Below are 15,590 nucleotides of genomic sequence, written 5' to 3'. Positions count from 1 at the left end.
GTTACCGGCAGGAGAGGTGGGAGCAGTGACCGCGTTGCGTCAGTACCTGGGCGTCTGGCAGCTGCCGGGCGGGCGGGTCCTTCTCAGCGTCGGGATCCTGGCCCGCCTCGGCATCGGCATGACCCCGCTCGCCCTGCTGCTGCTGGTGCAGCAGGAGACGGACAGCTACGCCGCGGCCGGGCTCGCCGGTGGCGTCTACGCGCTCGCCGGCGCGGCGGTCAGCCCGGTCGCCGGCCGCCTGGCGGACCGCATCGGGCCGTCGCCCATCCTGGCCACCACGGCGGTGCTGCATCCGCTCGCCCTGGTCGCGCTGGTGCTGATCAGCCAGGGCGGCGCGGCCGCGCTGCCGTGGATCTTCGTGGCCGCGGCGGTCGCGGGCGCCACCTATCCGCCGCTGACCGCGGCGATCCGGCGCGCGTGGACGGACATGACCGAGCCGGGCAGCGGGCAGCATCACTTGCGCGGCGCGGCGATGGCCGCGGAGACGTCGCTGTTCGAGCTCGTGTTCGTGCTGGGGCCGATGCTGGTGGCGGCGTTCGTGGTGGTCACCGGGCCGGCGGCTGCGCTGCTCGGAGCGGCGGCGGCGACCCTGGCGGGCACGCTCACCATCGCGCGGCTGCCGGTCATGCGCCGCCACCGCGGGCACGAGCGCCACGACACGGCCCGCGGGCTGGGGCCGTTGCGGATGGAGGGCTTCCCGGCCCTGCTCGTGTGCGTGATCGCGCTGGGCGTGGCGTTCGGAGCGGCCGGCGTGATCGTCCCCGCCTACGCGAGCCGGCACGGGGGCGGCGACGGCCTGGGCGGCGTACTGCTGGGCGTCTGGGGTGTCGGAAGCGTGATCGGCGGCATCTGGTTCGGCACCCGTAGGCCCGCGATGGCGCTGCCGAGGCAGTTCGCGTGGCTGCTGGGCGCGGTCGCGCTGAGCTTCTTCGTGCTGGCGTTCATGCCGGGCCCGCTGCACCTCAGCGCGGCGCTGGTGCTGGGCGGCGCCGTGATCGCTCCGGCGCTGACCGTGGAGAACAACCTGGTCAGCCGCCTCGCGCCGGCCGCGATGCTGAACGAAGCGTTCACCTGGGTGGTGACCGTCTCGGTGGCGGGCAGCGCGGCGGGTGGCGCGGTGGCCGGCGCGATCGTCGACCAGCCGGGCGGGCTGGCCTGGGCCTTCGCGTTCGCCGGGGCGGTGCTGGCGGTGGCGGCCCTGGTGGCCGCGGTGCCGCGCGGCTCGATGGCCCGCGCCGACCGCCGGGCCGCCGACCGGCTGCGCGAGGCGCTGGCCGCCGAACCCGCCTAGAGGCCCTTCACCAGCGTGAGCGACTGGAACCGGATGCCGGCGTGGTCGTCGTACACGTGGAAGTCGAGGATCTCGAAGGCGCGCTCGGCGTACTCCAGCAGCTGCCGGTCCGACCGGAACGAGAAGAACCGGGCGGGCACGTGCGGGTCGTCGGCGGCCACGCCCTCCTCCTGCTCGCCGCCGAAGACCCCCAGGTAGAACAGCCCGCCGGGGACCAGCACGTGCCGGATGGCGCGCAGCGCGGCGTCGAGGTCGGCGTTCGGCACGTGCAGGAGCGTGTTGAGCGAATAGACGGCGTCGAACGAGCTCTCGGGGAACCCCAGCGCCATCACGTCACGGACGAGGGCCTTGACGCCCTTCGCCGCGGTGCGCTCGACCATGGCCGGGGACACGTCGACGGCCGTCACGTCGAGACCCTCGCGGTGGAAGAAGTCGCTGTCCTGCCCGGTGCCGCAGCCGATCTCGAGCAGCGTACGGGCGTCGGCCGCCCGCAGCCGGTCGAGGAAGGCCGCCCGTTCGTCGACCTTCCAGAAGGCCTTGGGGCGGGCGTCGCGCGCGGCCGCGGCGTCGTCGCCGTACGCGGCCCGATGGCGCTCGGCCAGTTCTCCGTACCCGGCGGATCCGGTCTTCTCCAGGCGCAGTCTCATGGTTTTTCCCCCTGCCGATCGCTGGTGCCGCTCGGATAGCCTGACGCGATCGACGGGGGCGCGTAAAGGAGCTTCGATGGCGAAAGACATTCGTGCCGACATCGAGACGATGCGCGCCGCCGACGCGGATCGGCAGAAGGTCGCCGACCAGCTCAAGTCCGCGCTCGACGAGGGCCGCCTGACGCTGCACGAGTACGACGAGCGCGTCGGGCTGGCGTACGCGGCGAAGACGTACGAGGAACTGCTGATGCTGCTCACCGACCTGCCGCGACCGGGGCTGAGCGCCGCCGAGGTGCGCGCCCGCCACGAGGCCGACCAGCGCCGGGCGGCGCGGCGGTTGCCGACCGCGATGCTGGTGCTGTGGACGATCTGGGCGTCGCTGACCGTCGTCAACCTGGTCGTCTACGCGCTGGTCTCGGCCGGCGCCGACTCCGACATCTACCCGTGGCCGGTGTGGATGCTGGTGCCGGGCGCCGCGCTCGCCGCGGTGACGGTCGGGGTGCAGGTGATCCGTCACCAGCAGCGGCGCTGATCAGCCCTTCGCGGTGAAGATCGCCCGGTCGAGCAGCGGGGCGATCGCGTGCGCGTACGGGACCGTCATGTGGCTGTTGTCCTTGTAGACGAGCACGTTGCCGACCACGATCGGGCACTTGGTGGCGTTGCAGAACCACGGCGTCGGGTCGATCACGCGGATCCCGGCCGTACGGGCCGCCGACGCCACGAGGGTGCGCCGGTTCTTCTCGGCGATCGCCTTGGACCGCGGCCGGTCGCACAGGGCGAGCCGGCGCGCGTTCACGGCCGCGCACTCGGGGGCGTCCCCGGCCGGCCACGGCGTGTCCTGCAGCAGGACCTTGCGGATGCCGCCGAGCTTGGCCCACGTCTGCTTCCACCGCTGCACCCAGACGGGGTCGTCCTGCGGACCGGTGCGCGGGATGATCTGCCCGTCGTCGCCGACGATGCCGCCGTTGTCGAGGTCGTTCGACGCCATCACGACCAGGTCGGGCTTGTCCTCGGCGACCCGCCGCAGGATCTGGTCACGCCAGGTCACGCACTCGGTGTAGTTGCGCTTGAGCGCGTCGTTGAAGGTGAGCACCTGCGGCAGCTGGCAGGCGGCCTTGGTCAGCGCCACCAGCTTCCAGTTGTGGCTCTTCGCGACGTCGTCGACGGCCGGGAACCAGTGCGCGGCGTGCGAGTCACCGATCAGGTACATGGTCTTGGCGCCGTTCGGGTCGCCGTAGACGCACTCCCTGTCCTGCCGCACCTGGGTGTAGTTGAAGTGGCACTGGTCGTCGTAGATCTGCGGGCTCTGCTCCCCCGCCTCCGGCACCTTGGGCGTCAGGTTCTTGGGCAGCTTGGCGCCGCCGAGCGAGTCGGTGATCAGCTCGGTGATCCGCGCCTGCGGGTCGGCGGCCGCGGCGACCTCGGCCCGCGTGTCCGGGGCGGCCGGACCGGCCGGCAGCGGCGGCGTGAACTGCCCGATGATCAGCGCGAAGACGGCGGCGGAGGCGGACAGGACGAGGCCGAGGGCGAGGCCGCGACGGGCCCGGCTGCGCAGCCAGGGCCGCATCCGGACCGGGTTCTCCACCGTGTGGTAGGTCAGCCAGGCCAGGCCGAGCGCGAGGACCGCGAAGACCAGGTTGCTCTTGATGCCGGGGTCGCGCGAGAAGGCGGACGGCCAGATCATCAGCACCGGCCAGTGCCACAGGTACCAGCCGTAGGACAGCTTGCCGATGAAGCGGAACGGGCCCGTTCCGATCAGCTTGACGGCGCCCCAGCCGCCCGCGCTCGTGCCGCCGGCGATCACGGCAGCGGTGCCGAGCACCGGCAGCAGCGCGACGTAGCCGGGGAACGCGGTCGCCTCGTCGAAGGTGACGGCCGCGACGACCACCGCCGCGAGGCCGCCCCACGTGAGCACGACGGCAAGAGCCTTGGGCGTACGGCGGAGGAAGCCACCGGTCACCGCGACCAGCGCGCCGATGCCCAGCTCCCAGGCCCGCGTGTGGGAGCCGAAGTAGGCCCACGGCGCGGCGCTGGAGGTCTGCTGGACGCTGACCGCGAGCGAGACCACGACCAGGGCGCTCAGGGCGAACAGCGCCCGCCGGTTGGCGCGGCGCCCGGCCCAGACGGCGAGCAGCAGCAGCGGCCAGACCAGGTAGAACTGCTCCTCGACCGCGAGTGACCACAGGTGCTGCAGCGGCGAGGGGGCCGCGGTCGCGTTGAGGTAGTCGGTGCCCTCGTACGCGAGCCGCCAGTTGATGCCGTAGAACGTGCTGAACAGGGCGTCCAGCGAGATCGACTTGAACCGGGTGGCGGGCAGCCACAACCACGCGGCGACGACGGTGGCGACCAGCACCACGGTCGAGACCGGCAGCAGGCGGATCGCGCGGCGGGCGTAGAAGCCGGGCAGCGAGATCGTGCCGGTCTTGCCGAGCTCCTTGAGCAGCAGCGTCGTGATGAGGAAGCCGGAGATCACGAAGAAGACGTCCACACCGACGTAGCCACCGGCGAACGTGCTCAGGCCCGCGTGGCTGAGCACCACGAGCACGACAGCAACGGCACGAAGGCCCTCGATGTCGGGCCGGAACCCGATGTGCTGGCCCTCGGCGCGGGGCTGCGGCTCAGAAGCCGCGGATCCGAGACCGTCCCCGGAGGCGGACGGCGGCCGCTGGCCGATGATGGGGGTATGGACTGAATAATTCATGGTCGCCGCACAAGATACTCATGAGCCGGGCTCAGGTCGACAAGAACTGAGACGAGCTACGGTCGAAATGTGACCTGGATCCCGACGGGGTCCACCGTCCGTTCCTGATCCGGCCACGGTCCGTGAAGGTTCACTGCAGAGCTCGGCTCCGGTGTTCCTGGGTAGCAGAGCAGCTCGATGTCGTCGGCGTTCGCCTCCTCCCCGGCCGCTCGGTCGTCGTACAAAACAGAACGATTCGGATGCGTCCGCGGTTCGCCATTCTCCAAGCGCGCCATCTGAGGACGTATCGACACCACTGGGCCGCCGCGGGGTCGCGGATCACGCGCTGCGACGACATGATCGCGCTATGAGCTGGCAGCTGACCGACGACGTCGAGACGTTCATCGCGACGGCGGGCGACTTCCTGCAGTCCCGCCCGGTCGAGAACACGAACCTGCTCACGATCGTCGACACGGTCCGGCGGCGCGGCCGGAATGCGTACGGGCCGGGGGTGCCGATCTTCGGCTGGTGGAGCACGCCGGGCGGGCGGGTCGCCGGGGTGCTGGTCCAGACCCCGCCGCACCCGGTGATCTTCAGCCAGCTGCCGCCGCGGGCCGTGCCGGCGGCGGTCGAGGCGCTCGGCGGGCACGTCCTGCCCGGCGCCAACCTCACCGCCGACGCCGTCGACGGGTTCGTCGCGGGCTGGCGGAACCGCACCGGGGTCCGCACCCACATCGTCCGGCGTACGCGTCTCTACCGGCTGGCGGCGCTGACCCCGCCGCCGGCGCCGCCGCCCGGGCGCGCCTGCTACGCCGGGGCGGGCGACCAGGGGCTGCTCGAGGGGTGGCTGCTCGCGTTCCACGACGAGATCGGCGAGCGGCGCCCCGACGATCCGCGAGGCATGATCGAGGACCGGCTCGACCACGGCGGGGTGCTGCTCTGGGAGGATGGCGGGCATCCCGTGTCGATGGCCATGCGGTCGCTCCCGGCCGCCGGGACCGTACGGGTGCAGATCGTCTACACCCCGCCGGTGCACCGGGGCCGCGGCTACGCCGGAGCGGTGACCGTCGCCGCGACCCGGGAAGCGCTCGATGCGGGCGTACGGGATGTGGTTCTCAACACGGATCTGGCCAACCCGACCAGCAACGCGCTGTATCAACGGCTGGGCTTCCGCCCGGTCGAGGACCGAGTGATCGTGGAGTTCACGACATGACAGACGGCAAGGTGCTCTCGGTGAACGTGGGCGTCGCCCGGCCCAACCCCGCCAAGCGGCACGGCGGCCCCACCGGCATCGACAAGCTGCCCGTCGAACACGCCGTCGAGGTGCGCGCGCCCGGACCCAAACGGACCGGCCTGCACAGCGGGGTGGTCGGCGACCCGATCGGCGACACCAAGCACCACGGCGGCGACGACCAGGCCGTGTACGCGTATTCGCGTGAGGACTACGACTGGTGGGAGGCGGAGCTGGGCCGGTCGCTGCCCGACGGGTACTTCGGCGAGAACATGACCACGGTGGGCCTCGACGTGAACGCGACGCAGATCGGCGAGGTGTGGCGGATCGGCGACGTGCTGGAGCTGCAGCCCACGTTCGGCCGCATCCCGTGCGCCACGTTCCAGGCCAAGATGGGCGAGAAGGGGTGGCTCAAGCGGTTCGCCCGGGTCGCCCGCACCGGCACCTACCTGCGCGTCATCACCCCGGGCCCGCTGCGCGCCGGCGACCCGATCGACATCGTGCACCGCCCGGCCCGCAGCATCGGCGTCTCCGAGGCGTTCGACATCTACATGCACCGCTCGGAGGAGCTGGCCCGTCTGCTCGACGCCGAGGCCCTGCCGTCCGACCTGCGCGAGGAGATCGAACGGCGGCTCTGACCTACGCTGCAGCCTTCAGCCGGCGGGCCATAGACTGCCGCGCATGGAAGAGGAGGAAGAAGAAGGCGAGTTCGACGACCCTGGCACGCCCTCCTCCCAGATCCCCTCGGCCGTGAAGCCTGCCGCCTTGCAGGAGGTTGCCGGTCGCGCGCGAACAGCAGCCATCGACCACTCCTGGCAGTCCGTGGAACGGTTCGCTCCTGAGCGGTCCGTCGTGTGGAGTCTCGACATTCGCCTACCCGCAAGCGGCCAGGCCTACAGAACTTGCCGGGTGAACGACTCGACCGCGCACGCGCTGCTGTCGTCCAGCTTCGAAAGGTGGGCCTTTCTCGCTGACTACGCCGCGGTCCTGAATCAGTCGACGAACACGATCGAGGCAGCGCTCCGCACCCTGGGACCCATCTCCTCGATGGTGGCTCTGGCGCGGTTGACGGGAAAGCGCACGGTGAGGGGCGCTTCCCTGAGGATCGACACCGAGGGCACCTCCCTGCAATCCGCCGAGATCTCATTGGCCAGCGACGAGTTGCGGGCCGTCGACGGTGCGCTTCAGAGGCTTGCCCCCATTTCTCTGAAGATCAGGACGGCGGCACAGCTCACGCCCGAGACGGCAGTCACGCTGCTCGAGGATTTTTCCAGGTCGCTCTTCTTCGACATCGATACGGCTTACGGCATCACCTTGAGTCTCCGGGCCTTTCCGAGAGCCACCCGGCAGGCCGCCTTCGGCCTGAGCGAGGTTCAGCAACTCTCGCCGCCCGCAGCGCCCAAGCACAACTACAACCAGCAAGCGACCTCGCTCTACTTCTACGGCCGCTCGGCGAGCAACATGCCGCTCCTTCAGTTTCTGGCGTTCTACCAGGTGCTCGAGTTCTTCTTTCCGGCATATGCACGGACCGAGACGATCCAACGTTTCCAGCGGCGGCTCAAGGACCCCACCTTCGATCCGACGAACGTCAGTCAGGTAGCCACGCTGGTCTCGTTCCTCAGCGCCGAGGCCAAGGCGCTGCAGTACGAGGACGCGCAACTCAGGGCCACGATCGACGGCTGCACCGACGATCTGGAGATCCGCACCTTCGTCGAGTCGTCCGACGCCCGCAAGGCGTTCCTCTGCACGAAGAACCAGCTCAGGGGAGTCAGTCACCTGAACCTGCAGCAGGCAGGCAACGTCGCTCCGCTCGTCGCACAGGTGGCCCAGCGTGTCTACGAGATCCGTAACCGCATCGTGCACGCCAAGGAGGACGGCGGGCCGCGGGGAGGTGACCTGCTGCTGCCGTTCGGCCCGGAAGCTGCGTTGCTGCAACACGACATCGCGGTCGTGCGGTTCCTGGCCCAGCGGGCGCTGATTCAGGACGCCACGCGGGCGTCGTGGCGGATCTGATCGGCGGTTGCGGGTCTACGAGAGGGCGTCGAAGAGCAGCTGGGGGGCGAAGCCCAGGGCCACGGCCACGAGGGCGGCGGCGATGAGGGCTGCGGCGACGGGGCGGGTGACGGGGCGGCGGGGGTGCAGGGCGGCGTCGAGGAGGTCGGGGTCGGCCACGGGGATGCCTACCCGCGTGGGCGGCGTGTAGAGCAGGGCGGCCACGCGTACGTAGTAGGCCAGGGCCACGACGGCGTTGAGGGCCACGACGAAGGCCAGCCACGTCTGGCCGTGGTCGATCAGCGCGTCGACGATGGTCACCTTGGCGAAGAGGCCCGCCAGGCCGGGCGGCAGACCGGCCAGGCCCGCCAGCGCCAGCACGAGGGCGGCGCCGAGCCAGGGGGAACGGCGAGCGGCGCCGCGGTAGGAGTCCAGCAAGCCGCCGTCGGCGCCGGGCGGGCGCAGGGCGGTCACGACGGCGAAGGCGATGAACTCGAGGACGACGAAGAACACGGCGTACGCGGCGGCGGCGCGGAGGCCGTCGGCGCCCAGGGCCAGCGGGGCGAGGATGTAGCCGGCCTGGGCGATCGACGACCAGGCGAGCAGCCGCACGATGCGGGTCTGGCGGAGCGCGACCAGGTTGCCGACGGTCATCGTGAGGATGGCGAGCACGGCGGTCAGCTCGGCGGCGTCCAGGCGTACGACGATGGCGGCCAGGGCCAGCACGCCGCCCAGCTTCGAGGCGGTGGACAGGTAGGCGGCGATCGGCAGCGGCGAGCCCTCGTACGTGGGCGGGGCCCAAGCGTGCAGCGGCACGGCGGCGACCTTGAACGCCAGGCCGATGACCAGCAGCGCGACGCCGACGTCGGCGACGGGGGCGGTGAGTCCGGCGCCGGCGATCAGGCGGTCGAGGTGCAGGGCGCCGGTGGCGGCGTAGTTGAGGGCGGCGCCGAGCAGGGCGATCGCGGTGGAGACGACGCTGATCAGGAAGAACGTGACCGAGGCGGACGCGGCCGAGGTGGTGGCCCGCTCGCCGGGAGCGAAGCGGCGCAGGCCGACCAGCAGGTAGAGCGGCAGCGTCAGCGTCTCGAGGCCGACGATCAGCGTGATCAGGTCGCCGGCGTAGCCGACCACGACACCGCCGGTCATCGACGCCGCGAGCAGGAAGCAGTACTCCCCCGCGGGCGCGGTGCCGAGGCGCAGCGACGGAACCGACAACGCGAGCACGCCGACGGTCAGGGCGGCGAAGACGACGGCGGCGGTGGCGGCGAGCGGACTCGGCACCCACGAGCAGGCGGTGCCGTCCGGGGCGCAGAAGGTGCCGGCGCGCGAGCCGGTCACGATCGCGCAGACGCCCGTGGCGAGCCCGCCCAGCGCCAGCGTGCCCGCGACGAACCGGCGGCCGATCAGCAGGTCGGCCAGCAGCACGAGCACGACCGTGCCGGCGGCGGCATAGAGCGGCAGCAGCGAGAGGTGGTCGACAGCCTGGGCCCTCATCGCAGCGCCTCCGTCAGGGCTCGCACCGGCGCGCTCGTCGCGGCCAGCACCAGGGTGGGCGCCACGCCCACGGCCAGCGTCAGCGCCGCGAGCGGCGACCAGGCCAGCCACTCGGCGGGGGCGACTGCGGCGGGCAGACCGGCGCGCGCCGCGGGCCCGTGCGTGACCTTGCGGAGCAGGCGCAGGAAGTACGCGGCGGTGAGCGCGCCGCCGATGGCCGCGAGCACGCCCAGCGTCACCCAGAGGCCGCCGCCGCGCTCGACGGCGGCGACCACGGCGAACGCCTCGCCCCAGAAGCCGGCCAGACCGGGGAGCCCCAGCGAGGCGATCGCGGCGAACCCGAGCAGGCCGGCCAGCCGGGGCGCGGACTCGCGCAGGCCGCCCAGCTCGGCGAGCTCGCCGGTGTGCGCGCGGTCCTTGATCGCGCCGGCCAGGAAGAACAGCAGGCCGGTGATGAGCCCGTGCGCCACGTTGCCGAGCAGCGCGGCCTGCAGGCCGGTGACGCTCAGCGTCGCGATGCCGAGCAGCACGAACCCCATGTGCCCGACGCTGGAATAGGCGATCAGCCGCTTGAGCTCGGTCTGGCGCAGGCAGATCAGCGAGCCGGCGAGCACCGCGGCGACCGCGAGCACGCCGAGCACGGGGGCGGCCCACTCGGCGCCAAGCGGGGCCACGCCGACGCCGATGCGGATGAGCCCGTACGTGCCCATCTTGAGCAGCACGCCGGCCAGGATCACCGACCCGACCGTGGGGGCCTGGGTGTGCGCGTCGGGCAGCCAGGTGTGCAGCGGCCACAGCGGGGCCTTGACCGCGAACGCGACGGCGAACAGGGCGAACGCCGCGTACTGCGTGGACCGGCTCAGGCCCCCGCCGCCGGTGAGCTCGGCCAGGTCGCCGGTGCCCGCGTTCACGGCCACCGTGATGACGCCGAGCAGCAGCAGCACCGAGCCGAACACCGTGTAGAGGACGAACTTGCGAGCCGCGCGGCGCCTGTCCTCGCCGCCCCAGCCGGCGATCACCGCGTACATCGGCAGGAGGACGACCTCGAAGAACAGGAAGAACAGGATCAGGTCGAGCGCCAGGAACGTGCCGAGGATGCCGGCCTCGAGGACCAGCAGGAGGGCGACGAGCGCACGGCCCGAGCTGTTCCCGGGGACCTTCCAGACCGTGTACGCGCAGCACAGCGCGGTGAGCAGGCCGGTGAGCGCGACGAGCGGATAGGACACGCCGTCCACGCCCAGGTGGAAGTCGAGGCGCAGCGCGGGCACCCAGCTGACGTCGAGCTCGGCCCAGGGCCGGATGGACAGCGGCGACGCCGAATACGTCGACCAGGCGGTGTCCCGGGCGAACGCGAGCGCGACGACGGGAACCAGCACGAGCGCGGCGAAGACGGTGCCGGTGATCCGCGCGGCGCGGTCGAGCCGGGCCGGGAAGAGCGCGAGCACAGCCGCGCCGAGCGCGGGGATGAGCAGGACGGACAGGAGTACGGCACTCACGCGGCGGCTCCGAACAGGACTGCGGCGGCGCCGAGCAGCAGGGCGCCGGCCAGGACCGCCGCTGCGGCCGCGGGCAGCGGGACGCGATGGGCGTACGCGAAGGCCGTGCCCAGACCCGAGGTGGCGGTGCCGGTGCCCTCGACCGCCGCGTCCACGACCTTGTCGTCGACCGTGGTCACCGCCCGGGCGAGGGCGCGTGCCGGGCGTACGACCAAGCGGTTCTGAACGTCGTCGAGCCGGAACCCGGACGCGAACAGCGGACGCGCGGGGCCCAGCGCAGCCGCGGGGTCGACTCCCGGCACGGCGCGCCACAGCCACCACGCGGCACCGGCGCCCGCGGCGAGCAGCACCAGCGGCAGGACGATCGCCGCGCTCAGGTGCGGCCCCTCGAGCTCGAGGGCGGTGCGGAACCCCGGGGCGTACGCGGCCAGGCCGAGCAGCGCCGCCGGGACGGCCAGCAGCAGGATCGGCCAGCGCATCGCGGCCGGAGGGTCGTGCGCGGCCGCCGGCTCGGCGTAGCGGGCGTCGTCGAAGCCGATCTCCCAGTCGGGACCCTCGGGGCCGTGCGCGCGCGAGGCGCCGAAGAACGTCCGGAGCAGCAGGCGGGTCGCGTACCAGGCGGTGATGCCGACGGCGAAGAGCGCGGCGAGCCACACCAGCCAGCCGACCCACACCGGCGCCGTCTCGCCACCCTCGGTGGCGTGCGCGGCCGCGGTCAGCACGTTCTCCTTGGACCAGAAGCCGGCCAGCGGCGGCAGGCCGGCCAGCGCGCCGAGGCCGACGACGAACGACCAGAACGTGACCGGCATGTGCTCGCGAAGCCCACCCATGCGGGACATGGAGTTGGTGCCCACGGCGTGGATCACCGCGCCGGCCGCCAGGAACAGCAGGGCCTTGAACGCGGCGTGGGTGAGCAGGTGGAACAGCGCCGCGGCGGGCGAGCCGACGGCCAGGGCGCCGGTCATGTAGCCGATCTGGCTGACCGTCGACCAGGCGAGGACGCGTTTCAGGTCGTCCTGCGCCATGGCGCTGAGCGCGCCGAGCAGGATCGTGATCGCGGCCATGACGCCGAGCACGGCGAGCGCGGCCGGCGAGCGGTCGTAGAGCGGGTAGAGCCGGAAGACGACGTACACCCCGGCGGCGACCATGGTGGCGGCGTGGATCAGCGCCGAGATCGGCGTGGGGCCGGCCATCGCGTCGGGCAGCCACGTGTGCAGCGGGAACTGGGCGCTCTTGCCCGCGACCCCGGCCAGGATCAGGATCAGCGCGGCCGGGTGCGGCCGCTGCGCGAGCACGGCGGTGAGCTCGCTGGTGCCGGCGTCGACGATCAGGAACGCCACCCCGAGCAGGAACCCGATGTCACCCACGCGGGTGACCAGGAAGGCCTTCACGGCGGCGGCGGGCGCCTCGGGCAGGCGGCGGTCGTGGCCGATCAGCAGATACGAGCAGGCGCCCATCACCTCCCAGCCGATCAGGATGCCGATCAGGTCGCCGCTCGTGACGACCAGCAGCATCGCGCCCGTGAACAGGCTGACCTGGGCGGCGTAGGGCCCGTAGCGGGGGTCGTCGTGCAGGTAGGCGACGGAGTACACCTGCACGGCGAGCGCGACGGCAGTGACCGCGAGCGCGACGTAGAGGGCCGCGTTTCCGGCGCTGATGCCCAGCGTGAGGTTGATGTCGCCGAGGTTCACCCAGTGTGCGGACAGCTCGACGGGCTTGGACGCGAAGAGTAGGACGCCCAGCGTCACGAGCAGTGCGGCGGCGGCTCCGGCGACACCGAGCGTGGCCGCGGGGCGGCGCCCGTCGCCGTCGCTCGGGGGCAGCAGCAGCCCGGCGAGACCCGCGAGCAGGGGGATGCCGGGAATCAGGACGGCCGCGATCACCCGGTCACCCGCGCGTTCCTGTTCTGGTCGGCCACGAGCGCGTGCGCGTCACCGAGCTCGTGGTCGTGCTCGTGCAGAGCCACCTCGTCGAGCACCACGGCCCGGCGGAGGCGGTAGTACTGAAGGACGATCGCCAGGCCCACGCCGACCTCGGCGGCGGCCAGCACGATCACGAACAGCGCGAAGACGGCGCCGGCCCGCGGCTCGGGGACGGGATAGGCCCAGGCCTCCGGCTGGACGCCCGCCAGACCGGCCTTGATCGTCGAGTCGGCGGCCACCAGGATCAGGTTGACGGCGTTGAGCATGAGCTCGACCGCCATCAGCACCAGGATGGCGTTGCGCCGGCGCAGCACGCCATAGACGCCCAGGGCGAAGAGCAGAGCGGCGACGACGTACGGGATGACCGCGTGCATCAGTCCTCCCCGTCCGCGCGCGGGGCCCTCGGGAGCGCCCGTTCGTCTCTGCCCGGAAGCGCCCTGTCCCGCCCGGCAGGTCGCGCCTGGCCCTCGCCCGCCGGGAGCGCCTGGCCCTCGCCCGCCGGGAGCGCCTTGCCCTCGCCTCCGGGCAGCGCCTTTTCACCTTCTCCGGGCAGCGACCGTCGGCGGTTCTCGCGCGGAAGCTCTCTGCTCGTGCCCTCGATGACCGTCGGACCCGCTTCGGGATCGAGCAAATCGGACTTGTCGGATGTGGTGCCGAGCTTGGGGGCTGCCTCCCGCGCCTGGAAGACGACGTTGCGGGCCTGCTCCTTGAGCAGGTCCTCGCGGGTGGGCTCCGCGGCAGGACCCTCGGCCGCCTCGGCCTGGCGTTCGGCGGCGCGCTGGTCGCGGAGTCGCTGCTGGGCGGCGGCCTGGCGGGCGGCGATGCGCTCCAGGCGGGCGGCCACCTCGTCGGACTCGTCGACCGGGCCGGGCCCGGCGGGTGCCGGGACGGCGGCGGCGTCCGGGTCGGGGCGGGCTCCGATGTCGGGACGGGACAGCACGATCGCGCCGACCAGGGCGGCCAGCAGCAGGATCGAGAGCACCTCGAACGGGAGCACCCAGGAGCCGAAGATCTGCTCGCCGACGCGGCGGCCGGTGCCGGGCGGCGGCAGCTCGTACTCGGTCCAGCGGAAGGCGTCGAGCAGGAGCACCGTGAGGCCCAGCCCGACACCGCCGCCGATCAGCGCGGCCGGGAGGGCGGGGCGGTCCAGGTCCTTGGAGGGGCCGATCGGGGCGCGGGTCAGCATGACGGCGAACAGCAGCAGCACGACGACCGCCCCGACGTACACCAGGATCTGCACCCAGGCGACGAGCTCGGCGCCGAGCACGAGGTAGAGGCCGGCGACCGCGCCGAGGCTGACCACCAGGTAGAAGCCGGCGCGAACCAGGTGGGCGCTGGTGACGACGAGGGTGCCGGAGCCGACCGCGATCGCGCCGAGAGCCAGCATCAGCGCGTCCGCGACGGTCACCGCTCCGACTCCGGCTGCTGCGTGGTACGGCGTACGGCCGGTCTTGCGGTCTTGGCGGCAGTGGCCGCACCCGGACCCGCCGCCTTGCGCGCCGCCGTGGCCTCCTCCTTGGAAGGCTCGCCGAGCACGTCGTGGGCCGGGGGCGGAGGGACCGTACGCATCCAGTCGCCCAGCCGGTTGCGGTCGTGCAGCAGGTCGAGCACGTCGGTCTCGGCGTACTCGAACTCGGGCGTCCAGTGCAGCGCGTCGAACGGGCACACCTCGATGCAGATGCCGCAGTACATGCAGAGCGAGAAGTCGATGTCGAACCGGTCGAGCACGTTGCGCTGCCGCGCGCGGGCGGCGCCCGGGACCACGACCTCTTCCTTGTGCGAGTCGATGTAGATGCACCAGTCCGGGCACTCGCGGGCGCACAGCATGCAGACCGTGCAGTTCTCCTCGAGCAGCGCGATCACGCCGCGGCTGCGGGGCGGCAGCTCGGGCTCCACGTCCGGGTACTGCTGGGTGGTCGACCGCCGGGTCATCGTCTTCAACGTGACGGCGAGGCCCTGCACCAGACCTTTGCCGGGCGTGCTGCGCTCCCCGTCGTCACTCACAAACGCATATCCTGCCCCGTCGCACCCTCCGGCGCGAGCACACCCCCGTCAGATCTTCCGGTAGCGTGAGACGCCTGGTGAGTGACCAGCGCCCGGGAGGCCTCACATGACCGCTGCGACCAGCGACATGCCACCCAGGAGTGACTGGACCTCCGAGGATCTCGATCGGCTCCCCGAGGACGGCGTCCGTCGCGAGATCTTCGATGGAGTGCTGCACGTGACCCCCTCACCTTCCAGCGTCCACCAGGCGCTGTCCGGCTTCCTCTTCTACGCCCTCTCCGCCTCCTGCCCCGAGCGTTACTTCGTCAGCCAGATGAATGACGTCATCGTCAGTCGTAACCGTGTCTGCATTCCTGATCTTCTCGTCGTGGACTTCGAGGCGGCCAAGACGCGAACCGGCAAGTTCGCGGCACGCGACGTCACTCTCGCTGTGGAAATCGTGTCGCCCAGCACGAAGAACATCGACCACCTGACGAAGCCGGCGTTCTATGCGCGGGCCGGCATCCCGTTCTACTGGCTGATCGAGACCAGCGGCGAGCTGACCGTGGCGGCCTACGAGCTGAACCGCGAAGTCGAGATCTACGAGCCGATCGGCATGTTCGAGGGCGACGACACGATCCGGCTCGACCGGCCGTGGCACATCGAGATCCCGCTGAGCACCATCCGCCCACGCAATCTCTGACGGGATCGCTGCCGGCGTGCCCGACGGGCACCCCTCCTACCGGCGCCCGCGCCGACGACTATGCGTGGGAGCGTTTCCGATCGTGAGGCGAGATAACAGTAAAAGTCTTTTATATAGATGATGTTCGTTTTGCTTCCCGGGTGTCCGG

Annotated in this window: 13 protein-coding genes and 1 pseudogene; 6 read left to right on the top strand and 8 right to left on the bottom strand. The window is 71.9% G+C overall.

All coding sequences use genetic code 11. The annotated features are described in order from the left end of the window. Nucleotides 1-25: 25 nt before the first annotated feature. Complete coding sequence (locus ACSNN8_RS16675) at nucleotides 26-1,291, top strand: MFS transporter (RefSeq protein ID WP_436650120.1); 1,266 nt, start codon at nucleotides 26-28, stop codon at nucleotides 1,289-1,291. Here ACSNN8_RS16675 and ACSNN8_RS16670 read toward each other — a convergent pair. Then, nucleotides 1,288-1,938: a class I SAM-dependent methyltransferase gene (locus ACSNN8_RS16670; RefSeq protein WP_436650119.1), complete on the bottom strand. Its 651-nt coding sequence runs from the start codon at nucleotides 1,936-1,938 to the stop codon at nucleotides 1,288-1,290. The two genes, ACSNN8_RS16675 and ACSNN8_RS16670, sit on opposite strands and share 4 nt — an antisense overlap. A 76-nt stretch (nucleotides 1,939-2,014) precedes the next feature. Here ACSNN8_RS16670 and ACSNN8_RS16665 point away from each other — a divergent pair, with 76 nt between their 5' ends. Beyond that, a complete protein-coding gene (locus ACSNN8_RS16665; protein WP_436650118.1) occupies nucleotides 2,015-2,470 on the top strand; it encodes a DUF1707 SHOCT-like domain-containing protein in 456 nt (151 codons plus the stop codon). On the opposite strand, the gene ACSNN8_RS16660 is transcribed toward ACSNN8_RS16665, so the two are convergent. Continuing rightward, nucleotides 2,471-4,510, bottom strand: a complete 2,040-nt coding sequence (locus ACSNN8_RS16660; RefSeq protein ID WP_436650739.1) for an acyltransferase family protein — start codon at nucleotides 4,508-4,510, stop codon at nucleotides 2,471-2,473. It lies immediately after the preceding gene. Nucleotides 4,511-4,985: 475 nt separating this feature from the next. Here ACSNN8_RS16660 and ACSNN8_RS16655 point away from each other — a divergent pair, with 475 nt between their 5' ends. Genes ACSNN8_RS16655 through ACSNN8_RS16645 form a run of 3 tightly spaced genes read left to right on the top strand, consistent with a single transcriptional unit; the run spans nucleotide 4,986 to nucleotide 7,862 of the window. Beyond that, a complete protein-coding gene (locus ACSNN8_RS16655; RefSeq protein ID WP_436650117.1) occupies nucleotides 4,986-5,831 on the top strand; it encodes a GNAT family N-acetyltransferase in 846 nt (281 codons plus the stop codon). Continuing rightward, a complete protein-coding gene (locus ACSNN8_RS16650) occupies nucleotides 5,828-6,487 on the top strand; it encodes an MOSC domain-containing protein (protein WP_436650116.1) in 660 nt (219 codons plus the stop codon). Before ACSNN8_RS16655 ends, ACSNN8_RS16650 begins: the two co-directional genes overlap by 4 nt. 43 nt (nucleotides 6,488-6,530) lie before the next feature. Then, nucleotides 6,531-7,862, top strand: a complete 1,332-nt coding sequence (locus ACSNN8_RS16645; protein WP_436650115.1) for a hypothetical protein — start codon at nucleotides 6,531-6,533, stop codon at nucleotides 7,860-7,862. A 15-nt stretch (nucleotides 7,863-7,877) separates the two neighbouring features. On the opposite strand, the gene ACSNN8_RS16640 is transcribed toward ACSNN8_RS16645, so the two are convergent. The 6 genes and pseudogenes from ACSNN8_RS16640 to ACSNN8_RS16615 all read right to left on the bottom strand — a co-directional run bounded on the left by ACSNN8_RS16640 (nucleotide 7,878) and on the right by ACSNN8_RS16615 (nucleotide 14,760). Further along, nucleotides 7,878-9,338: an NADH-quinone oxidoreductase subunit N gene (locus ACSNN8_RS16640; RefSeq protein ID WP_436650114.1), complete on the bottom strand. Its 1,461-nt coding sequence runs from the start codon at nucleotides 9,336-9,338 to the stop codon at nucleotides 7,878-7,880. Next, nucleotides 9,335-10,834: a complex I subunit 4 family protein gene (locus ACSNN8_RS16635; protein ID WP_436650112.1), complete on the bottom strand. Its 1,500-nt coding sequence runs from the start codon at nucleotides 10,832-10,834 to the stop codon at nucleotides 9,335-9,337. Before ACSNN8_RS16635 ends, ACSNN8_RS16640 begins: the two co-directional genes overlap by 4 nt. Beyond that, complete coding sequence (locus ACSNN8_RS16630) at nucleotides 10,831-12,717, bottom strand: NADH-quinone oxidoreductase subunit 5 family protein (RefSeq protein WP_436650111.1); 1,887 nt, start codon at nucleotides 12,715-12,717, stop codon at nucleotides 10,831-10,833. The genes ACSNN8_RS16635 and ACSNN8_RS16630 overlap by 4 nt, the downstream gene beginning before the upstream one ends. Continuing rightward, on the bottom strand, nucleotides 12,714-13,130 hold the full coding sequence (nuoK, locus tag ACSNN8_RS16625) for an NADH-quinone oxidoreductase subunit NuoK (protein ID WP_436650110.1): 417 nt from the start codon (nucleotides 13,128-13,130) through the stop codon (nucleotides 12,714-12,716). Before nuoK ends, ACSNN8_RS16630 begins: the two co-directional genes overlap by 4 nt. A gap of 488 nt (nucleotides 13,131-13,618) precedes the next feature. Further along, a pseudogene (locus ACSNN8_RS16620) lies at nucleotides 13,619-14,164 on the bottom strand (NADH-quinone oxidoreductase subunit J family protein); the annotation flags it as partial. Next, nucleotides 14,161-14,760, bottom strand: coding sequence for a NuoI/complex I 23 kDa subunit family protein (locus ACSNN8_RS16615; RefSeq protein ID WP_436650109.1), 600 nt, complete (start codon nucleotides 14,758-14,760; stop codon nucleotides 14,161-14,163). The gene ACSNN8_RS16615 and the pseudogene ACSNN8_RS16620, both read right to left, overlap by 4 nt. Nucleotides 14,761-14,866: 106 nt before the next feature. Between ACSNN8_RS16615 and ACSNN8_RS16610 the strand changes: the two genes are divergently transcribed. After that, nucleotides 14,867-15,442: a Uma2 family endonuclease gene (locus ACSNN8_RS16610; RefSeq protein ID WP_436650108.1), complete on the top strand. Its 576-nt coding sequence runs from the start codon at nucleotides 14,867-14,869 to the stop codon at nucleotides 15,440-15,442. Nucleotides 15,443-15,590 lie beyond the last annotated feature (148 nt).

Source organism: Actinoplanes sp. URMC 104 (assembly GCF_051386375.1).
Classification (GTDB): domain Bacteria; phylum Actinomycetota; class Actinomycetes; order Mycobacteriales; family Micromonosporaceae; genus Actinoplanes.
Note: the sequence above shows the minus strand (reverse complement) of the source record. Positions and strands in the feature narration are given on the sequence as shown.